Raw genomic sequence first — 20,152 nt, 5'->3', positions numbered from 1 at the left:
CCACCCCACCACGACAGGAGACCACCATGCCCAGTGGCACCCCCGACACGGACGGTGTCCAGACGCTGACGCTGGAGGCGTTCGCCGACACCATCCTCCCGGGCGCGAAGCGCGGACCGGACGATCCCAGCATCGCGGGCCGCTCGCACGACGCGGGGTCGGTCGAGGCGGGAGCGCTGGAGTTGCTGCGGACCCCGGCCACGGGTCTGACGTCCGGCCTGCCCGAGTTCGTCGCACTGCTCAACCGGCACGCCGAGAGGTACGAACGCGAGCACGGCCTGGCCGCGGACGGCGAGCTTCCGCCGTTCGTCCGGCTGTCCTTCGAGGACCGCACCGCCCTGGTCCGCGCGCTCACCGCGCCCGGTCACCCGGAGAAGGAGTTCTGGGTGATGCTCGCGCTCTTCTGCAACATGGCCTTCGACAGCGCGGCCCACATGAGCACCCCGACCGCGATCGCGGAGGGCCATCCCGGACTGGCGGCGATGGGCTTCGCCGCCCCGGACACGGACGGGCTGCTGCGCTTCAAGGAGTACTCCTACGGCAGGCCGACGGCCCGCCTCCACCCGGACACCACGGCCTCGGGGAGCCTCGCATGACCACGACGGAGAAGACCGACGTCCTCGTCGTCGGCAGCGGTTTCGGCGGCGCCATCACCGCCTACCACCTCGCCGCGGGCGGGGCGCGGGTCACCGTCCTCGAACGCGGCCCCTGGCTGGAGACCGAGGAGCTCCAGCACGACTTCCTCCTCGGCTCCTCGTACACGCGCGCCTTCGACTTCACCGTGGGCGACGGGATGAGCGTGCTGGGCGGCAACTGCGTCGGCGGGGGGAGCATGGTGTACTTCGCCGCGCTCCCCAGGGCGCCCCGGTTCGTCTTCGAGCGCCGCGGCTCCGTCGGGCGGCGCATGTGGCCCTCGGCCATCGACCGGGACACCCTCGACCCCTGGTACGACCGGGTCGCCGAGGCGCTGGGGGTGCGCACCCAGGACTGGTCCGACGTCAGTTACGCCGGGGGACTGTGGGGCGCCGCGTGCGACCACTCGGGACGCACGGCCAACCCGGTACCCGTGGCCATCGACAAGGACACCTGCGTCAACTGCAACTGGATGATGGCGGGCTGCCGGTTCGAGGCCAAGAAGTCGCTGGTGTTCAACTACCTGCCCGCCGCCGTCGCCCACGGGGCGCGGATCCGGCCGCTGCACGAGGTCCAGCGGTTGGAACGGCTCGACGACGGCGGATACCGGGTCCACTACAACGTCGTCGACGACAGCGACTACCGGGTCACCACCGACTCGGGCGCCATCGACGCCAAGATCGTCGTCCTCGCGGCCGGAGCGGGGGCCACGCCGGTCATCCTCAAGCGCTCCGAGGAGCACCTGGGCGCCATGCCGCACGCGGTGGGCCGCTACTTCTCCGGCAACGGAGAGCGGCTCAACACCGCCGTCGTCAACGAGGACCGGGTCCGTGAGGTCCTGGGCCTGTCCCGGGACGACGAACGCGCCTACGAGGCGTTCCAGATCGGCAAGGGCCCCTGCGTGGCCAACTGGGACCGGCTCGACCCGGCGCTGCCGGAGTACTCCCGGTACTCGCTCGAACAGCTCTACTTCCCCCCGGCCCTGGGCACCATCCTCGCCCAGACCCCCGGCGTCCCCGGACCGTCGTGGTTCGGCGCGGACAAGAAGGAGATGCTCCGCCGCTGGAAGTCCTGGCTGATCATCTTCACCATGAGCGAGGACGACAACGAGGGCGTCTTCGGCGCGCCCCCGCCCACGGGCAACGCCGTGCGCCTGTCCCAGCAGATGCTGGGCCGCGGCCCGCTCACCTACCGGCCCACGGCCAACACCTGGCACGGCTGGAACAGCGCCGACGCCGAGGTCAAGGAGATCCTCGAAAAGGACGGCATCGCGAGCGTCGCCCCCTGGACCAACGACCTGGTCGGGGCCTACACCGTGCACCCGCTGGCCTCGTGCCGCATCGGCGACGACCCGCACACCTCGGCCCTGGACGACCGCCACGAGCTGCGGGACCACCCCGGGATCTTCGTCACCGACGGCTCCTCGGTGCCCGGCGCCCTGACCGTCAACCCGGCGATGACCATCGCCGCCCTCGCCGAGCGCTCCGTGCCCGGCATCGTCGAGGCCGCCCGTGCGCGCGGCGTCGACGTCACCTACGGCGCTCCCGCTCCCGACGGCGCCACGTCGGGGCGCGGGGGCGTCCTCCACCTCGCCGGTCGGACCTCGGCCTGACCGGACACTCCGAGACGGGAGGAGGACCCGTGCTCCGTTCCATCCTGCGGGCGGCCGTGCGCCGGTCGCTGAACGAGGTGCGCCACATCCGTCCCGACCCACCGGGCCGGGCGCGCGGTGGGGTCGCCGACCTCCACCGCCGGGTGGAACGGGACTTCGGCGTCCTCGCCCCGCCCGTGGTCATGCTCTCGCCCGCCCCGGAGTGCGCCGCGGCGACCTGGACGGCACTGCGCGAGTCGCTCCTGGTGCCGGGACGCACCGGACGGGGTGAACGGGAGGCCGTCGCCACGGCCGTGTCCCGGGCCAACACCTGCCCCTACTGCGTGGAGGTGCACGGAGCCACCCTCGGGTCCCTCGACGGGACCGGGGACGGCTCCGAGGCCCCCGACCCGAGGCGCCTCGGGCCGCTGACCCCCGCCGAACGCGCGGAGCTGGGCGCGGTCGAACTCACCTTCCAGCACATCAACCGCCTGGTCAACGTGTTCCTGCCCGACTCGCCCCTGCCCGAGTTCGCGCCCGCGCCGGTGCGGGGGCCGCTGCGGCGCGCCACCGGGGCGGTGATCGCCGCCCGAACGGGACCGCCGCTGTCGCCCGACACGTCGCTGGAACTGCTGCCCCGGAACGCCCGGGACGCGGCCGTGCCCGACGACCTGCGCTGGGCGCTCGGGGAGCCGCGGATCGCGCGTGTCCTGGCCGGAGTGGCCGCCGCCGTCGACGAGGCCGGGTCCCGGGTCCTCCCGGGCGCCGTGCGCGCCCTGGTCCACCGGCACCTCCGTGAGCACGGCACCGCACCCGGCGGGGTCGGCCGCGCCTGGGTGGAGGAGCCCGTCGCCGCGCTGCCGCCCTCCGACCGCGCCTTCGGGCGGCTGGCCCTGCTCACCGCGCGCGCCTCGTTCCAGGTCGGCGACGACACCGTCGCCCAGTGCCGACGGGCCGGGGCCGACGACGCCGACCTGGTCAGAGCCGTCTCCTGGGCGGCGATGGCCGCGGCCCGCCACGCCACCGCCCGCAACACCGCATCCGTTCGCCGCATCGAACCGAACCGAGGGAATCAGACGTGAACAACCTGCCCAACGTCATCACGGAACTGCCCGCCGTCATCGACGACCTGGCCGCCGAGGCGGCCCAGATCGACGCCCTGGTGGCCGACCTGGAACCCGCCGACTGGGCGCGCGAGACCCCCGCCCGCGGATGGACCGTGGCCGACCAGGTCGCCCACCTGTGCTTCGTCTTCCGGCTGGCCGGGACCGCCGCCTCCGACGCGGAGGCGTTCGCCGCCATGACGGCCGAGGCCGGCAAGGACTTCGACGGCGCGGTGAACGCGGTCCTGCGGAGCTACCCCCTGGACGACCCCGAGAAGCTGCTCGCCCGCTGGCGAGCCGACCGCGACTTCGCCGTGGAGGCGCTCGCGGCGGCCCCCGCCGACCAGCCGGTGCCCTGGCTCGTGCGCCCCATCCCCCCCGGCGTCCTGGCCTGCGCGGGCATGATGGAGGCCCTCGCCCACGGGCAGGACATCGCCGACGCGCTGGGCGTCGTCCCCGAGCGCACCGACCGGATCGGCAACGTGGTCGGGTTCGCCGTGATGGTCTGGGAGTTCGGCTACCAGTCCCGGGGACTCACCCCGCCCGACACCGAGTTCCGCTTCGAGCTCACCTCCCCCTCCGGACGGAAGTGGGAGTTCGGCCCCGCCGACGCCGAGCAGCGGATCACCGGGGACGCGGCCGATTTCTGCCTGCTCGTCACGCGCCGCCGCCACCGCGACGACCTCGACGTGACCGCCGTCGGAGCCGACGCCGACCACTGGCTCGGCATCGCCCAGGCCTACCGCGGCCCGGCCGGACCCGGCCGCGAGCCCGGTCAGTTCTCCGCCTGACCCCGGCGCCCGGCCCGCACGCGCCCCGGTCCGGCCCGCACGTCGCCGGGCCGGACCGGGGCGCGTCCGTCCACCTGCGCGCACTCCGTGTCCGCTGGTGAAGGAACCCCCGGAGGCGTAACGTGTCCGCGTGACCACCGTGGTGACGTCCACGGTGGCGTGGAACGCGCGGGGAAGGGGAGCGGGGACGACGGACGCGGCAAGCCCGCCGAGTCCCCCGGTGCTATGAGGTTCGGAGTTCTCGGCCCCGTGGCCGTCTGGACGGGCGCGGGTGACCAGGTCACCGTGCCGGGCCGCAAGGTCCGTGCGCTGTTGGCGTCCCTCCTGGCCGCGGAGGGGCGGCCCGTCCCGCCGCCACGGCTCGTCGAGGAGATCTGGGAGGAGCACCCCCCGCAACGTGCCGGAGCGGCCCTGCACGCCAAGGTGTCCCAGCTCAGGCGGGTCCTGGAGGAGGCCGAACCCGGCGGCCGGGAACTCGTCGCGCTCAGGGACTCCGGCTACCTGCTGGCCGCCGAACGCGACTCCGTGGACGCCTGGCGCTTCCGCGATCTGGTGGGGTCCGCGCGCGACCGCTCCGACGCGGCCTCCCGCGCCGCCGACCTCACCGCGGCCCTGTCGTTGTGGCGGGGCTCCGCCTACGCCGACTTCGCGGACGAGCCCGCGCTCAGGGCGGTGGCCACACGACTGGACGAGGAACGGGTCGAGGCCCTGGAGGCCCGCGCCGAGGCCCTGGTCGACGCCGGGGAGTCCACGCGCGTCATCGGGGAGCTGGAGGAGCTGGTGCTCCGCCACCCCCTGCGCGAACGCCTGCGGGCGGCCCAGATGCGGGCGCTGCACCACGCGGGCCGGCGCAGTGAGGCCCTGGACAGCTACGCCCGGCTGCGCACCCTCCTCGCCGAGGAGCTCGGCCTGGAGCCGGGTGAGCGGGTGCGCCGACTCCAGGAGGCGATCCTGCGGGGGGATCTTCCGCCGGTGTCCCCTCCTCCGTCCGCGCCCTCCGCTCCGTCGACACGACGCGGGGTGCCACGGGGACTCGCCCGGATCGTCGGCCGCGAGGCGACCGTCGGGGAGGTGCGCGAACTCCTGCGGGGGCACAGGCTGGTCACCCTCACCGGCCCGGGGGGCGTCGGCAAGACCCGGGTGGCGTTGGAGGTCGGCGCCTGGGAGCAGGACGCCGGACGCGACGTGGTGCTCGTGGAACTGGCCGCCCTCGACCCCGCGCCCGGCTCCGGGGACGTCCCCCGTCTGGCCACCGAACTGGCGCGTGCCCTGGACCTCAGGACGGGTCCGGGGCCGACCACGGCCGAGGAGGCGGTGGCCGTCGCCCTCGGCGACCGGGAGGTCCTCCTGATCGTCGACAACGGTGAGCACGTCGTGGAGGCACTCGCGCCCCTGGTGGAGTCCCTCCTGCGCGGTGCCGCCGGGGCGCGGGTCCTGCTCACCAGCCGGGAGCCGCTGGCGGTGGCGGGGGAACGCCGGTACGAGCTCCACCCCCTGGAGCTGCCCGCCCCGGAGGACACCCCCGAAACGGAGAAGGTGAGGGAAAGCGCGGCGGTCCTGCTGTTCGTGGACCGGGCCTCGGCGGCCTGCCACGGCTTCACCCTCGACGACTCCAACGCCGCGGACGTCGCGGCCCTGTGCCGTCGGCTGGACGGGCTGCCCCTCGCTCTGGAGCTCGCCGCGCCGCGCGTGTGCTCCCTGGGCGTGGCGGAGGTGCTCGACCGCCTGGACGACAGCTTCCGGCTCCTGGACGGCGGGCGACGATCGGCGTCGCCGCGGCAACGGACCCTGCGCGCGGTCACCGACTGGAGTTGGAACCTGCTCACCGACGGAGAACGCGCGGTGCTGCGTCGGCTCGCCGCCTTCGCGGACGGGTGCGACCTGCCCTCCGCCGAGTCGGTGTGCTCCGGTGACGGCGTCCGGTCGGACGAGGTCGCCGGGACCCTCGCCCGCCTGGTCGACCGGTCGCTGGTGGTCTCCGCCGTGCCCAGGCCGTCCGAGTCGCGCCTTCGGCGTTTCCAGCTGCTGGAGACCATCGCCGCCTACGCCGGCGAACGGCTGGACGACGCGGGAGAACGCCGCACGGTCCGCCGTCGGCATCTGGCCCACTACACGGACCTGGCGCGTCGTTGCGCGGAACTCCTGCGGGGAGGGGAACAGCGCTCCGCGCTCGCCCGTCTGGACGCCGAGTCGGCGAACGCGCGGGCTGCGTTGGAGAGGGCGTTGCGGGCCGAGGAGACCGAGGGAGCGTGGGCACTGGCCTCCTCCCTGACCTGGTACTGGCTCTTCCGAGGGCGGCTCGCGGAGGGACGCGCCGTGCTGGACGACCTGGTGGGCCAGGGGCACTCCCTGCGGCAGGGGTCGAGGAACGACGCGGAGGGCTGGTGGGCCGGGCTCGCCCTGCTGGACGGGGCCGGGCTCGACACCGACGGCCGCGTGGGCCGTGTCGTGGAGCGGTTCCGCGACGGAGCGACCGAGTGCTCCGCGTCGACCCGCTGGTTCCTGGCGCACGCACTGTTGAACACCGGGGACGCGGGGGCGGGCGGGCCGGTGGCCGACCGGGCGCTGGCGGACGCGCGGCGCACGGGCGACCGCTGGACGGAGGCGGCGGTCCTGTGTGTGCGGGCGGGGCAGGCGCAGGCGCGCGGCGATGTGGAGGTCCTGCACCGCGATGCGGCGCGGGCGCGGGCCCTGTTCACCGAACTCGGTGACGGCTGGGGCACGATCCAGGCCTCGTTCGTCCTCGCCTCGTGGGCCGAGGTGGTCGGCGACTACGACCGTGCCCGGGGGCTGCACCAGGACAGCGCCCGGCAGGCCCGCGACCTGCGGATGTGGCCGGAGGAAGCGGACGCGGTCACCGGCCTGGGCAGGATCGACATGCTCGCCGGAGACTTCGCGGGAGCACGGGCGCACCACGAGCGGGCCGTGCGGCTCGCGACCGACAGCGGATACAAGGTGGGGGAGCTGTTCGCCCGGATCGGGCTCGGGCTCGGTTCGCGACGGGAGGGCAGGCTGGCCGAGGCCAGGGAGCATCTGAGCGGAGTCCTGGAGACCAACCGCCGCTCCGAGGTCGACACCGACGTCGTGGACGGCCTCCTTCTCACGGAGCTGGGCTTCGTCGCCGAGTCGGAGGGGCGGGTCGACGACGCCCTCCGGCTCCAGACGGAGGGGTGCGAGGTCGCCCTCAGACTCGGCGACCCGAGGGCGCTCGCCCTCTCCCTGGAGGGGCTGGCGGCGGCCACCGCGGCCGGGGGCCGCCACACCGTCTCCGCGCGGCTGCTCGGCGCCGCCCACGCCCTGCGGGAGTCCGTCGGAGCCCCCCTCCCCGAGGCGGAGAGGGGAGACGTCCGGCGGGTGGAGCTCCTCCTGAGAGGAGTGCTCGGCGACGGGGGCTTCGAGAGCGGGTTCGCGCTGGGCCGGCGGACCCGTCCGGCGGAGGCCGTCACGCTCGCCGTCCCCGAAGCCCGGTGATCGCCGTCCGGTTCAGCAGGTGATGGTGACCGAGTCCGAGGTGCGGCGGAACATCATGTTCGGATCCCACACCATCGCCTGGTAGGTGTGCGTGCCGCTCCGGCGGCAGTACACGCTGGCGGTCTGCTCGGTCCCCGGTTCGAGGTAGCGCTCCTGGATGGTGCGCGGTTGCGTCGTGGTCGCCTCCCGCACCAGCCACAGCACGGTCAGGGCGCCGCACTCGCTGCGGGCGGTGGCCTGGACGTGCGATCCGGAGGAGGTGAGCACGGGGTCGGTCGGAACGGACAGGCACGAGGCGTCGGCCAGCGCGGGCGGGGCGCTCAGCGTGGTCGCCGCCGAGACCGCGGCCAGGGCGGTCGCCAGGAACGTGCGGAGCTTGGGCACCATGGGAGACTCCTTGGAAGGCGGTGCGGATACGGTTCAGTCGGACAGGCGGACGGCACGGATGATCGTCTGCTCGACGGCGTTGCCGTCGGAGTCCGTCAGGCGGGCACGGAGCGAGAGGTACTCGCCGGCGGGGCCGCCGGGTGTCCGGATCAGCGCCGTCCGGCGGTCGCCGCCGCGGTCGACGACCCGGGCCGTCTCCCACGTCTCCCCGTCGTCGGTGGAGGTCTCCACCGTGAGTTCCGCGACGTCGCCGTGGGCCGAGTCGGGGTGGGCCTCGACGGTCAGCGGCAGTCGGATCAGCCCCCGTGCGCGCACGGTGTTCCACGCGTCGACCTCGGGCTGGTAGCGCACCACCCAGAGGGGCAGGCGTTCCCGGCCGGAGGCGACGGTGTCGGAGGAGACCGTCCACTCGGCCTCGATGCGCGTGGACAGGTCCGCCACCGACGCGCGCGACGTCCTGCTCTCCAGGCGCAGCTCGCTCTCACCGGGTTCCAGGGTCGCCCGCAGGTGGCCCGTACCCGACTCGGCGACGAGGCCGCCGTCCTGGAACAGTCGGATCGAGGCCTCGTCCGTCCTCGAACCGCCCTGGTGCCGGTCCTGGTCGGAGTACATCGGCATGCCGAACCACAGGTCGTCGCCGGTGCGCACGGCGTGCTCGCCCCACAGGAACATCGGCCCGATCACGGCGGCGTTCCATCGCTCCGTGTAGCGGTCGCCCGCCTCGTAGGAGCGGGGGACCGAGCCGAGCGCGGTGACGTCGCGGACGGTCCCGTCGTCCGCGACACGGTTCTCACCGAAGGCACTGCTCCACATGGTCGCCCCCGCCTCCAGACGGTGGACGGTCGAGGAGGGCAGGGAGTAAGGGAGGAACACCGTCGCGGTGCCGCTCACCCCGGGGGCGCCGCCGAACAGCGCCTTCGTGGCCGTGCTCCCGGGGGTCTGGGCGAAGTGCTCGACCGTGACGGAGGCGAGGTCGCCCGGTTCCACGGTCCGGTCGTACCCGGTGGGGAAGGCCCCCTCCACCGTGTCGAGCAGGTGGACGGTCTCCGGGGAGCCGCGGAACCGTCCCGTCTCGTCGCGGTGCGCCCACGTGGAGGCGACGAACGAGGTCAGGCCGTCCACCGGGGCCGACGGGCCGACCTGGGCCGTGTGCAGACCGGAGAAGTCGTCGGCCTGGAGGGAGACGCGCACGTTCTCGGTTCCGGCCCGGTTCTCGACGCCGATCTCCACCAGGGCCGTGTCCGTGCGGTCCGCTCCCGGGTCCGTGGTGACCGGTCGGGTGGTGGTCGCGTCCATCACGACCTCGTCGTCGCCGTCGAGGACGATCAGCGGGTGGACCAGACGGTGCCAGTCGGCGTCCGGGTCGGTGAAGTCGGAAACGTCGGTGATCAGCATGTAGCGGCCTTCGGGCAGCGTGAACGTGGCCGCGGCCGAGCCACCGGCGAACTCCAGCACGTCACCGTCCAACCCGAACACCATCGACTCCGCGTCGTCCGTGGGTGCGCCGTCCGGGCCCAGGTGACGGACGGTGAGGTCGTGGCACTCCTCCTGCCCGCACCCCGCGTCGGCCGACGGGAGGGTGCGCGCGGTCGTCGCGGCCGGGGCGGGCGCCTCCGCCGCGCGGGGCCGGTCCGCGGGCAGGACGAGGCGGTGCTCGCCCGCGTGGACGGAGGTGAACCGAGTGCCTTCACGTCCCTCCGCGGGGGTGATGGCCACGTGGTCGCCGTCGGGGGACACAGTCACGGTGTCCCCCGTGTCGAGGACGGTCTCCTGGAATCCGTCGGCGGGTTCGAGGGGGGTGGATTCGGTGTTCGCCGATGCGTGAGGGGCGGTGGAGAGTGCCAGGGCGGTCGTGACCGCCAGGCCGGTGGTTCCGATGATCCGGTGCGTTCGGAGACGGAGCGCAAGGGAAGGGTGAGTCAACTGCTGTGCCTCTCTCGCTCGTGTGACTGAGGGGGCGGCCCTCGCACATCCTGCGGCGCGCTCTCCCGTCCTGGCTTCCTCCCGGTTGTGCGACTGCCGCACACTCCGTCGGCACAGCAAGGAAGGAGACGTTCGGCCCTCAGGGCGCTGACGAGCATGGGGTGGCGTCGGGCGGGCGCACGCCCGCCGTCGGCGGCCGAGGAGAGGAGAACCGAGCATGGTGGAAGACGCGCGGATCGGTACGGACGAGAAGGCGGTCCGAGCCGTCGTGGACGGTGTGATGGACGCGTGGGCGGCCAACGACGCGGACGCGTTCGCATCGCTGTTCGACGCGGACGCGAGCCTGATCGGCGACACGTACATGCGGGGGCGGGAAGGAATCCGCGCCTTCATGGGGCAGGGGTTCGCGGGCCCGTACAAGGGCTCCAGCGTCATCGTCGAACCGCTGGACGTGCGGTTCGTCCGCGACGACGTGGCGTTGCTCGTCACCAGGGGCCGGGTCCAGGTCCCCGGTGTCCCCTCGGAGACGCCGGACCTGGCCTTCTTCGCCACGTGCACCCTGGTCCGCGGTGACGGCGGGTGGCTGATCGCCGCCTACCAGAACTCCAAGGCGACGAGTGAGGACGGCTGACGCCGAGCGCGCGCGGACGGTAAGTCCGACGCACAGGGAACCGTAAGCGGGCGGTGCGAGTGTGGGCCCCGGGGCGGGCACACACGCACCGCCCGCGATCGTGCACAGGACGAGGAGGAGGGCCATGTATCCGCCCAAGGTGGTGTCCGAACAGGAGTGGCGGGCCGGCCACGAGCGCCTGCTCGCGCAGGAGAAGGAGCTGACGCGGCTCCAGGACCGGCTCGCGGCGGAGCGCCGGCGACAGCCCGCGGTCCGCGTCGACAAGGAGTACGTGTTCGACGGCCCGGCCGGGGAGAGTTCCCTGGAGGACCTCTTCGAGGGGCGTCGCCAGCTGATCGTCTACCACTTCATGCTGCCGCCCGGGTCCACCCACCAGTGCGAGGGCTGCTCCATGTTCGTGGACAACCTCGGCCACCCCGCGCACCTCAACGCCCGCGACACCACGCTCGCGCTCGTGTCCCGGGCGCCGTATGAGGAGATCGCCCGCGTCCGAGACCGGATGGGGTGGACGGTGCCCTGGTACTCGTCGTTCCGCGGCTCCTTCAACGAGGACACGGGTGTCACGGTCGAGGGCTCCGACAGCTTCGGCCTGAGTGTCTTCCTCCGGGACGGCGGGTCGGTCCACTGGACGTACTTCACCGCGGGGCGGGGCGTCGAGAAGCTCGGCACGAACTGGAGCCTGCTCGACCTGACCCCCCTGGGCCGACAGGAGACCTGGGAGGACAGCCCCGACGGCGTTCCCCAGGAGTCCCCGTACGCCTGGTGGCGACTGCGCGACGAGTACGGGAGCTGAGCGGACATGGACACGAGTACCGGGCCCAGGGCGGGCGCGCGCGAGTGGACGGTGCTGGCCGTCCTGGCGCTTCCGACGCTGCTGCTCTCGATCGATCTGAGCGTCCTGCTGCTGGCGCTCCCGCACCTGACGGCCGACCTCGGCGCCAGCGGGGTCCAGTTGCTGTGGATCACCGACATCTACGGGTTCATGGTCGCGGGCTTCCTCCTCGTCATGGGGGCGCTCGGCGACCGGATCGGGTGCCGCAGGCTCCTGCTCATCGGGGCCGTCCTCTTCGCGTTGGCCTCGGTCGCGGCGGCGATGTCCTCCAGCGCCGGCATGCTCATCGCGATGCGCGCCGTGCTCGGGGTGGCCGGCGCCAGCCTGATGCCGTGCACGCTGGCCCTGGTCCGGACCGCGTTCCGCGATCCGCGTCAGCGGGGCGTCGCGGTGGCGGTCTGGATGAGCTGCTTCATGGTCGGCATGGCGGTCGGCCCGATCGTGGGCGGCCTGATGCTCCAGTACTTCTGGTGGGGCTCGGTCTTCCTCCTCGCCGTGCCGATCATGGTCCTGCTGCTGGTCGTCGGTCCCTTCCTGCTGCCGGAGACACCCGCGGGCGGCTCGGCCCGCCTGGACCTGGCCAGCACCCTGCTGGTCCTGGCCACGGTGCTCCCGGTGATCTACGGGATGAAGGACATCGCGGCGGAGGGCGTCAGCGCGCTCGCCCTGCTCGCCATCGCCGCCGGCCTGGCCATGGGGGTGGCCTTCGTGGTCCGTCAGCGCACGCTGGCCAGTCCGCTGCTGGATCTCGGACTGTTCCGGAACCGGTCCTTCAGCGCGGCCCTGGTCGGCCTGCTGCTGGCCACCGCCGCGGTGGGAGGGGTCTCCCTCTACGTGACGCAGTACCTCCAGCTGGTCGGCGGGCTGTCCCCGCTGACGGCCGGGCTGTGGCTGCTGCCGGCGGCGGGCGGCATGATCCTCGGTTCGATGGCGGCGCCCGTCCTCATCGACTGGGTCCGCCCGGCCTATGTCATCTCCGCGGGTCTGGCCGCGGCGGCGGTGGGCTGCGCGATCCTGGTCTCGGTCGGACCGGGCGCCGGGCTCGCGGTGGTGGCGGGCGGCTACGCCCTCGTCTACTTCGGCACGGGCCCCATGGGCGCGCTCGGCACGGATCTGGTCGTCGGGTCGGCCCCGGAGGACAAGGCCGGTGCGGCCGCGGGCATGTCCGAGAGCAGCGGTGAGTTCGGCATCGCGCTGGGCGTGGCGGTGCTGGGCAGCGTCGGCACGGCCGTCTACCAGAGCACCATGGGCGGTGGGGAGCACTCCTCGCTCGCCGCCGAGGTGTCCGCGACCGAGGGGATGCCGGCCGCCGAGGCCGCGCGGGTGTTGGAGCCGGCGCGGGCGGCCTTCGTCGACGGACTGAACGCGGTCTCGGTCGGCAGCGCGGCGCTCCTGGTGCTGCTCTCCGTCGTCATCGTCTTCGCGCTGCGCCATGTGCCCCCGGCACGCGCCGCGGCGGACGCCGGGCCGGGGACCGGGGAGGACGAGGGAGACCGGCGGGAGCGGGTGGCGCCGGAACGTCCCTGACCGATGACGTCCCCTGTCGGGCGCGGCCGTCGGACGGGGGACGGGTCCGTGGGGCGCCGTCCGTTCCCACACGTACGGGGCCGCCGGACTCGGCGGCCCCGCTCGTGCGTTCGGGATCAGGCCGCGGCGCCCTCGCCGCGCCGATCGATCCCCCGAACCAGGTCGGCGGCGCGCTCGGCGATCGTAACCGTCGCCGCGTTGGGGTTGCCCCGGACGAGGGTCGGCATCACGGACGCGTCGGCCACACGCAGGCCCTCCACACCCCGGACCCGCAGCTCCGCGTCCACCACGCTGCCCATGGCGCACGTGGAGGAGGGGTGGTAGATGGAGTGCGCGTACCGTCGGACGAACTCCCTCAGGTCCGCGTCCGAGTCGGACTCGGGCGCCTGGTGCGCCGTCTTCGTGTAGTCGCGCAGGGCCTCCTGCCGGGCGATGTCCAGCGCCATGCGCAGAGCCGCGACGGCCGAGTCCATGTCCTCGGGGGCGTCGAAGTAGTTGTGCACGATCCGCGGCTTGGCGGTGGGCATGTCACTGGCCAGCTCCACCCTCCCCCGGCTCGCGGGTGTGAGCATGGAGGGCCCGAAGGACAGGGCGTGTCCGGTGGGCGCGGCCAGACCGCTGTCGACGAACATGATCGGCGCGGTCAGGAATTCCACGTCGGGCGCGGGCAGGTCACCGCGGGTGCGGACGAAGCCCCCGACCTCCGGCCCGTTGGACGTCATCGGCCCGGACCGGCTCTCCTGGAAACGGCGGACGTTCTCGGGCGAGCCCGCCGCCAACAGGCTGATGGGGTGGTCGTGCGTGTAGACCAGCGGCAGCAGCACGTGGTCCTGGAGGCCGGCGCCCACCGCCGGCAGGTCGGCCACGACGTCGATCCCCAGCGGGGCCAGGGCCTCCGGCGCACCCACGCCGGACAGCATGAGCAGTTGCGGCGAGTTGTACGCGCCTCCGCACAGCAGGACCTCGCGCCCGGCCCTGACCACCTCCTCCCCTTCGGGCCCGCCCACCGCGACGCCCGCGGCCCTGCCGCCGTCGATGACGACCCGGTGGACGGTGGTGCCGGTGCGAACGGTGAGGTTGGGACGGTCGGCCGCCGGATGCAGATAGGCGGTCGCGGTGCTGCACCGCATCCCGTCCTTCTGCGTGAGCTGGAAGAAACCGAAGCCGTCCTGCTCGGCGCCGTTGAAGTCCTCGTTGGCCGGGTGGCCCGCCTGCCCGGCGGCGGCCAGGAACGCCGTCGACATCGGGTTGCGCGACCGGTTCTCGGAGACCGACAGGGGGCCGCCCACCCCGTGGAAGCGGGATGCGCCGCGTTCGTTGTCCTCGGCGAGCCGGAAGTAGGGCAACAGGTCCTCGAAGGACCAGCCCTCCTGACCCCAGTCGTCGAAGTCCGTCCGGTTCCCCCGGACGTAGATCATCGTGTTGATGGAGCTGGTGCCGCCCAGGACCCGGCCCCGGGGCAGGTACACCTTGCGCCGCCCCAGGTGGGGCTCCTCGTGCGTGTGGTAGTCCCAGTCCACCTCGGTGCGGAACAGGTGCCCGAAGGTCGAGGGGATGTGGATCCGTTCGGAGGTGTCCGCCGGGCCCGCCTCGATCAGGCACACGGTGGTGTCGGGATCCTCGCTCAGGCGCGCCGCCAGCACACAGCCGGCCGACCCCGCTCCCACGATCACGTAATCGAACACGGCGTTCTCGTCCCTTCCGGTCGCAGCCGAGGCCATCAGATGTAGAGGGAGTTCGGTTCGAGCCCGGACAGGACGCGTCCGTACAACTCGAAGCCGGTGTCCGGATACATGAGGGCGTGCAGGTTGAGCGCGGTGATGTCGCGGACCATCCGCTGCATCGGGTGCTCGGCGTACACGGAACGCCCGCCGCTCGCCTCACCGAGGAGGGTCACCGCGTCCTTGGCCCGACGGCACAGCGCCGACATGTCCGCACGGCACCGGGCGCGCTCCAGCAGCGACCACTCCTCGCCGAGCGACCCCTTGGCGTCGACGACCGAGGTGAGTCGCTCGGCGTGGAACCGGGCCTCGTCCGCCATCAGGGAGGCCTGGGCGACCTGGAGATGGGTGACCGGCGCGTCGGCCTGGCGGCCGTAGTCGGTGTAGGTGATCCCACGTTCGGCGGAGCGCTCCAGGAAGAGGTCGAGGGCGCCCTCCGCGAGGCCGGTCGGGGTGCCGGCGGAGGTGGCGGCGGCCACCGCCAGCAGCGGAGCCCGGTACATGGGCAGTTCCCGGTTGGCCTCGGACACCGTCTGCCCCTGCATCACGGCGCCCAGGGGCAGGACGCGGTCGGAGGGGACGAACACGTTCTCCGCCACGGTGGTCACACTGCCGGAGCCCCGCAGTCCCGCCGCGTGCCAGTCGTCGACCAACCGAAGGTCCGACATCGGCACCAGCGCCATGACGGGCTGCATGTCCGAGCCGTCGGGGGTGGGCGTGACCGCGATGATCGACTGCCAGTGGCTGTGCGGCGCCGCGCTGATGAAACCCCACCGGCCGTTGACGACGAACCCGCCGTCCCCGGGCTCGGCCACGCCCCCCGGGCTGAGCGTGCCGCAGACACGGCCGCCGTGCTCGGACAGGACCTCCTCCTGGACGTGGTCGGGGAACATGCCGACCATCCAGGTGGGGATCCACCACACCGACGTGTTCCAGGCGGTGGCGCCGTCCGCCTGCGCCAGGACGGACGCCACCTCCAACGTGGTCCCGGTGTCGGACTCGTAGCCGCCGTACCTGGTCGGTACCCGCATGCGGAAGACGCCGGCCTCGTCCAGCGCCTCGACCACCTCGTCGTGCAGCCTCCTGTTCTCGTCCTGCCAGGCCGCGTGCTCGCGAACGAGGGGCACGATGGCCCGCACGCGCTTGACGATCTCCTCCCGGCCGGGATCGTTGTCCATCCGGTGCTCCTTCTCCGTCTCGATGGCCGACGGCCCGAGGGAATTTCCGCGAATTCCCTTCGGGCGCACGTCTCACCTCGGAGAATCACACCTTTTCCGTACGGCGGCGACTTCTCCATTGCTGGGGTCGGAATGCCGTTCCTCGCGCATGGGGGGAGGAGGACAATCCAGGAGATGTGGGCGGGTGAATCGGCGGAGAGCATGGAGGAACGGCGGGGCCGGAAAGCGACGGATCTGAGGCCGTTGTGCCGTCCGGAACCGAGAACACCCGACGATGGAGGCACGTGTGTCAACGAAGGCACCAGCCAACGCAGGAAACCTGGACGCCTACTACGGTTCCTTCACCTCCGACCGGGAGAAGGAGGCGCTCAGCGTCCCCCTCCGCCTGGTCGCCGCTTGGTCGGAGAACGACGGCGACAAGGTCGCCGACACCTTCGTCGAGGACGGGGTCATGATCCTGCCCGGCGACGTCTACAAGAAGAACCGCGAGGAGATCCGCGCGTTCATGACCGCCGCCTACGCCGGTCCGTTCAAGGGCACCGGGGTGACGGGCGCCCCGGTGGACGTGCGCTTCGCGGCCGACGACGTGTGCCTGGTCCGCACGCACGGCGGGATCCTGGCGCCCGGGGAGACCGAGATCGCCCCCGAGCTCGCCGTTCGGTCCACCTGGGTCCTCGTCAAGCGGGACGGCGAGTGGAAGCTCGCCGCCTACCAGAACAGCCCGCGCGGCGAGGGCGCGACCCTGCGCTGGTGAGCGCACCGATCTCGACACGGAGCACCGGAGACTCCGGCCGCCTGGCCGGGAGAGGAGACCATTGATGTCCAACGACGCTGCCTCACTCGTCGCCCAGGCGAAGGAGTGGGCGGGAAGCTACGGCCCCTTCCCCAACGGAGAGGAGGGGGCGGCCCTGAGCGCCGTGCTGCGTGCGCGGGCGGCCTGGGCCGAGGGCGACGCGGACGCGCTGGCCGATGTGTTCGTGGAGAACGGCAGCCTGCTCCTGGGCGACGACCAGTACACGAGCCGCGAGCAGATCCGCGGCGCGATGTCGGAGGCCCTGTCGGGCCCCTACAAGGACACCCGTCTGGTGGAGCAGCCCATCGACATGCGCTTCCTCGGAGACGACACCGCCGTCGTCGTGACCGAGGGCGGGGTGGCCCGCTCCGTCGAGGAGTCCCCGGCCGAGGAGTACCGCTCCCGCACCGTGTGGGTCTCCGTCCGCCGGGACGGGGAGTGGGTGCTGCTCTCCTACCAGTCCAGCCCGTTGGCCTGACGGGCGCCGGTCGCCGGGAGCCGGCGGAGAGGAGGGGGCGCCCCGCGGGGCGCCCCCTCCTTCTCGTGTCGCGCCGCGCCGGGGACTCCGGAGGGCGGGGCCGCCACCTGGACGCGCACCCGCCCCCCGCCCGGCGCCTAGAGGCAGTCGCGGACCGCCGCCAGGATCTCCTCGTGGTCCAGGGGCTCGTCCGAGGCCGGAGCGTAGCGCGCGTACCGGACCGTGTCCCCCGCGTCGACGACGAACACGGCACGGCACAGCAGACGCAGCTCCTTGACGGCGACACCGTAGGCCAGACCGAAGGAGAGGTCGCGATGGTCGGAGGCGACGATCCCGTCCTGTCCGGCGGTTCCGCACCAGCGCCGCTGGGCGAAGGGCAGGTCCGCGGAGACCGTCAACAGCCCGACGCCGGGGAGGGAGCCCAGCTCCTCGGCCAGGAACCTGGTCTGCCGGTCGCAGACCGGGGTGTCCACGGACGGAACCGAGCACAGGACCCGTACCGCGCCCGGCGCCCAGGACAGCCGCACGGGTGCCATGTCGGGGGTGATGACGGTGAAATCGGGCGCCGGGGCGCCCTCCTGGACGGGCTGACCCAACAAGGTCACGGGACGGCCCCGGAAGGTCGTCGTCCCCGGGCTCTCTCTCACGGTGTCCACGGTCGTACTCCTCACGTCGATGATCGGCCGGCGGTGCGAAGGGGGGTGCGGCGGGGGCCCGCCCGGCGGGCTCACTCGGCCCCGGTGTCGTCCAGGGCCAGCCACGCCGGGGCGGTGCGCGCCCACGCGACGGTCCGGGCCAGCCCGTCGCGCAGCGGTGTCCGGCACTCCCAGCCCAGCAGGCGGTGTGCCTTGTCGGTGTCGGGTATCCGCCGCCCCAGGTCCTCGTAGGCGCTCCCGAGACTGGCCTCCGTGTCCACGTAGCGGATCGGGACCTCACCACCCGTCAGTCCGCCGATCAGCTCGGCCACCTCGGCCACGGTGCTCTCCCGCCGACCGCCGATGTTGAACGCCTCGCCGACGGCGGACTCGGCGGTCCCGGCCGTGACCGTGGCCTCCACCGCGTCACCCACGTAGGTCAGGCACCGGGTCTGCCGACCCTTGTCGTAGACGGTTAGGGGACGGCCGTTCAGCGCCCGGTGGACGAGACGGCTCACCAGGTAGGCCGGTCGCTGCCCGGGCCCGAAGGCGTTGAAGTAGCGGACGATGGAGACCGGCAGCCCGTACCGCTCGGCGAACGCGAACGCGAGGTGTTCGGCGAGGGCCTTGCTCGTCCCGTAGCTCCACCGGGCCTTCGAGGTCGAACCGAGCACCCGGTCGTCGTCCTCCGCCCAGGGGACGGCGGGGTTCTTGCCGAACACCTCGCTGGTGCTCGTCATGACGAGGCGGGCGTCCGCCCGGAGCGCGGCCTCCAACACGTGGCGGGTGCCCGTGAAGTTGACGTCGATGACGGTCAGGGGATCGGCCAGGTACTGGTCGACTCCCACGATGGCGGCCAGGTGGTAGACGACGTCCACGCCGCCGTGCACGGCGCGCGCCACGTCCGCCGGATTCCGGACGTCGCCCGAGATCCACTGGACCCCCTCCGGCGCCCGCTGGCCGCCGGCGGCGTCGGCGCGGTCGAGGACGCGGACCTCGCAGCCCTGCTCCAACAGCCGTCGCACCAGGTGGCGGCCGACGAACCCGTTCCCTCCGGTGACCACCGCCCGTCGCTGCGCTGACCCGCTCACCGCCCGATCCCCTCGTAGTGGAATCCGGCGGCGCGCAGACGGGCCACGTACTCGGCGGCCAGGTTCGCGCGGCCGTCGAAGAACAGGCAGGGCCGGGTGACCGGCAGGGCCGTCAGGTCCACCGACTCCATCTCCCGGTGGTAGGCGAGGACGGCCACACAGTCGGCGTCGGTCACGGCGGCCTCCAGGGACGGGGCCGGGGCCCGACCGAACACCCGCTCCGTGTCCGCCGGGTCGACCAGCGGGTCGAACAGGGTCACCTCCGCACCGGACTTGTCCAGCTCCGTGACGACCGGCAGGACGGGGGTCTCGCGCAGGTCGGCGGTGTCGTTCTTGAACGACAGGCCCAGCACGGCGATGCGGGCGCCCTCCGCGGTCCTGCCCAGGCGTTCGAGCCCGGCGAGCACGCGGTCCGCCGCGTACCCGGGCATCGCCGTGTTCGCCTCCCGGCCCGCCACCGGGGTCAACAGGTCCAGACCGTGCTCGCGCGCCGAGTACCAGACCATCCAGGGGTCCTTGGTGAGGCAGGAGCCGCCGACCCCCACGCTGGGCATGAGCACGTTGACGTTGCCGGAACCCTTGGGGACGGTGTTGGCGGCCGGGATGACCTCGTGCGCGTCGACGCCGAAGAGCGCGCAGTAGCGGGCGAGCTCGTTGGCCAGGGCGATGTTCAGGTCGATCCACCAGTTGTCGGCGAGCTTGACGATCTCGGCCGCCTCCGCGGAGCCCACGGTGATGACCTGGACGCCGAGTCCCCGCCGCCAGAACTCCGCCGCGTCGGCGGTGCTGTCCGCGTCCAGACCGCCGACGACCATCGGCAGTGCGCGCAGCTCGCGCATCGCGGTGCCCTCGGCCAGGCGCTCGGGGGCGAACGCCAGCCCGAAGCCCACGCCCGCCGCCAGCCCCGACCGTTCCAGCGCCCGCCGCACCCTCGTCGAGGTCGTGCCGGGCGGAACGGTGCTCTTGAGGATCACCAGCTGACCCTCGCGCAGGTGCCGGGCGAGTTCGTCGCAGGCCCCGGCGAGCTGGTCGTCCGCCATCGAGCCGTCGTCCCGGACGGGTGTGCCGACGGTGATGAGCACGACGTCCGCCGCGCCGACGCCGGTCTGGTCGGTGGAGATCCGGATCCGTCCCGCCGCCAGGCCACGGGCCAGGCTCTGGGGCAGTCCCTCCTCGCGGAACCGGCAGTGCCCGCGGGTGAGCTCGTCCACCAGGGCCGTGTCGGTGTCGACGCCGATGACGTCGTGTCCTCGGTCGGACAGCGTGGCCGCGACGCACGAACCGACGTATCCGAGACCGATCACCGCCACGGTGGGCAGTCGGTCATGGGGTATCCAACGCATGGTCCACCTCGTGTGAGTGGTCGT

The 20,152-nt window shown here is 73.1% G+C and carries 17 protein-coding genes; 10 read left to right on the top strand and 7 right to left on the bottom strand.

Annotation, left to right across the window (positions count from 1 at the left end):
* Positions 1–26 precede the first annotated feature (26 nt).
* From ACIBFB_RS03840 to ACIBFB_RS03820, 5 genes are all read left to right on the top strand, one after another.
* Complete coding sequence (locus ACIBFB_RS03840) at positions 27–596, top strand: DUF5987 family protein (RefSeq protein WP_397225868.1); 570 nt, start codon at positions 27–29, stop codon at positions 594–596.
* On the top strand, positions 593–2,245 hold the full coding sequence (locus tag ACIBFB_RS03835) for an FAD-dependent oxidoreductase (protein WP_397225866.1): 1,653 nt from the start codon (positions 593–595) through the stop codon (positions 2,243–2,245). Before ACIBFB_RS03840 ends, ACIBFB_RS03835 begins: the two co-directional genes overlap by 4 nt.
* Before the next feature lie 29 nt (positions 2,246–2,274).
* On the top strand, positions 2,275–3,306 hold the full coding sequence (locus tag ACIBFB_RS03830; protein WP_397225864.1) for a carboxymuconolactone decarboxylase family protein: 1,032 nt from the start codon (positions 2,275–2,277) through the stop codon (positions 3,304–3,306).
* Positions 3,303–4,118, top strand: coding sequence for a TIGR03084 family metal-binding protein (locus ACIBFB_RS03825; protein WP_397225861.1), 816 nt, complete (start codon positions 3,303–3,305; stop codon positions 4,116–4,118). Before ACIBFB_RS03830 ends, ACIBFB_RS03825 begins: the two co-directional genes overlap by 4 nt.
* 225 nt (positions 4,119–4,343) lie before the next feature.
* Complete coding sequence (locus tag ACIBFB_RS03820; protein ID WP_397225859.1) at positions 4,344–7,589, top strand: BTAD domain-containing putative transcriptional regulator; 3,246 nt, start codon at positions 4,344–4,346, stop codon at positions 7,587–7,589.
* Between the two features lie 12 nt (positions 7,590–7,601).
* On the opposite strand, the gene ACIBFB_RS03815 is transcribed toward ACIBFB_RS03820, so the two are convergent.
* Together ACIBFB_RS03815 and ACIBFB_RS03810 are read right to left on the bottom strand one after the other, a co-directional pair.
* Positions 7,602–7,976: a hypothetical protein gene (locus tag ACIBFB_RS03815; protein ID WP_397225857.1), complete on the bottom strand. Its 375-nt coding sequence runs from the start codon at positions 7,974–7,976 to the stop codon at positions 7,602–7,604.
* Positions 7,977–8,009: 33 nt separating this feature from the next.
* A complete protein-coding gene (locus tag ACIBFB_RS03810) occupies positions 8,010–9,719 on the bottom strand; it encodes a hypothetical protein (RefSeq protein ID WP_397225855.1) in 1,710 nt (569 codons plus the stop codon).
* A 397-nt stretch (positions 9,720–10,116) separates the two neighbouring features.
* Here ACIBFB_RS03810 and ACIBFB_RS03805 point away from each other — a divergent pair, with 397 nt between their 5' ends.
* The 3 genes from ACIBFB_RS03805 to ACIBFB_RS03795 all read left to right on the top strand — a co-directional run bounded on the left by ACIBFB_RS03805 (position 10,117) and on the right by ACIBFB_RS03795 (position 12,889).
* On the top strand, positions 10,117–10,530 hold the full coding sequence (locus ACIBFB_RS03805; protein ID WP_397225853.1) for an SgcJ/EcaC family oxidoreductase: 414 nt from the start codon (positions 10,117–10,119) through the stop codon (positions 10,528–10,530).
* Between the two features lie 124 nt (positions 10,531–10,654).
* Positions 10,655–11,323 carry a DUF899 domain-containing protein gene (locus tag ACIBFB_RS03800; protein WP_397225851.1) on the top strand — a complete coding sequence of 223 codons (669 nt, stop codon included), beginning with the start codon at positions 10,655–10,657 and terminating at the stop codon, positions 11,321–11,323.
* Positions 11,324–11,329: 6 nt separating this feature from the next.
* Positions 11,330–12,889 (top strand): MFS transporter, encoded by a 1,560-nt coding sequence (locus tag ACIBFB_RS03795; protein ID WP_397225849.1) that lies wholly within the window; start codon positions 11,330–11,332, stop codon positions 12,887–12,889.
* Between the two features lie 116 nt (positions 12,890–13,005).
* Here ACIBFB_RS03795 and ACIBFB_RS03790 read toward each other — a convergent pair whose 3' ends face one another.
* Entirely contained in the window at positions 13,006–14,574 is a 1,569-nt protein-coding gene (locus ACIBFB_RS03790; RefSeq protein WP_397225847.1) for a GMC family oxidoreductase, read from the bottom strand.
* Between the two features lie 35 nt (positions 14,575–14,609).
* On the bottom strand, positions 14,610–15,788 hold the full coding sequence (locus ACIBFB_RS03785) for an acyl-CoA dehydrogenase family protein (RefSeq protein ID WP_397225845.1): 1,179 nt from the start codon (positions 15,786–15,788) through the stop codon (positions 14,610–14,612).
* A 286-nt stretch (positions 15,789–16,074) separates the two neighbouring features.
* On the opposite strand from ACIBFB_RS03785, the gene ACIBFB_RS03780 reads away from it, so the two are divergent.
* Positions 16,075–16,542 (top strand): SgcJ/EcaC family oxidoreductase, encoded by a 468-nt coding sequence (locus ACIBFB_RS03780; protein ID WP_397225843.1) that lies wholly within the window; start codon positions 16,075–16,077, stop codon positions 16,540–16,542.
* A gap of 64 nt (positions 16,543–16,606) precedes the next feature.
* On the top strand, positions 16,607–17,059 hold the full coding sequence (locus ACIBFB_RS03775) for an SgcJ/EcaC family oxidoreductase (RefSeq protein ID WP_397225841.1): 453 nt from the start codon (positions 16,607–16,609) through the stop codon (positions 17,057–17,059).
* 137 nt (positions 17,060–17,196) lie between these two features.
* On the opposite strand, the gene tpx is transcribed toward ACIBFB_RS03775, so the two are convergent.
* The 3 genes from tpx to ACIBFB_RS03760 all read right to left on the bottom strand — a co-directional run bounded on the left by tpx (position 17,197) and on the right by ACIBFB_RS03760 (position 20,128).
* On the bottom strand, positions 17,197–17,715 hold the full coding sequence (gene tpx / locus ACIBFB_RS03770) for a thiol peroxidase (protein WP_397225840.1): 519 nt from the start codon (positions 17,713–17,715) through the stop codon (positions 17,197–17,199).
* 71 nt (positions 17,716–17,786) lie between these two features.
* Positions 17,787–18,785 (bottom strand): NAD-dependent epimerase/dehydratase family protein, encoded by a 999-nt coding sequence (locus tag ACIBFB_RS03765; protein ID WP_397225838.1) that lies wholly within the window; start codon positions 18,783–18,785, stop codon positions 17,787–17,789.
* Complete coding sequence (locus ACIBFB_RS03760; RefSeq protein WP_397225836.1) at positions 18,782–20,128, bottom strand: nucleotide sugar dehydrogenase; 1,347 nt, start codon at positions 20,126–20,128, stop codon at positions 18,782–18,784. The genes ACIBFB_RS03765 and ACIBFB_RS03760 overlap by 4 nt, the downstream gene beginning before the upstream one ends.
* Positions 20,129–20,152: the final 24 nt, after the last annotated feature.

This window comes from Nocardiopsis sp. NPDC050513, from assembly GCF_044457925.1.
Classification (GTDB): domain Bacteria; phylum Actinomycetota; class Actinomycetes; order Streptosporangiales; family Streptosporangiaceae; genus Nocardiopsis.
The sequence above is the reverse complement of the archived record's forward strand: the minus strand, read 5'-3'. Positions and strand labels throughout refer to the sequence as shown.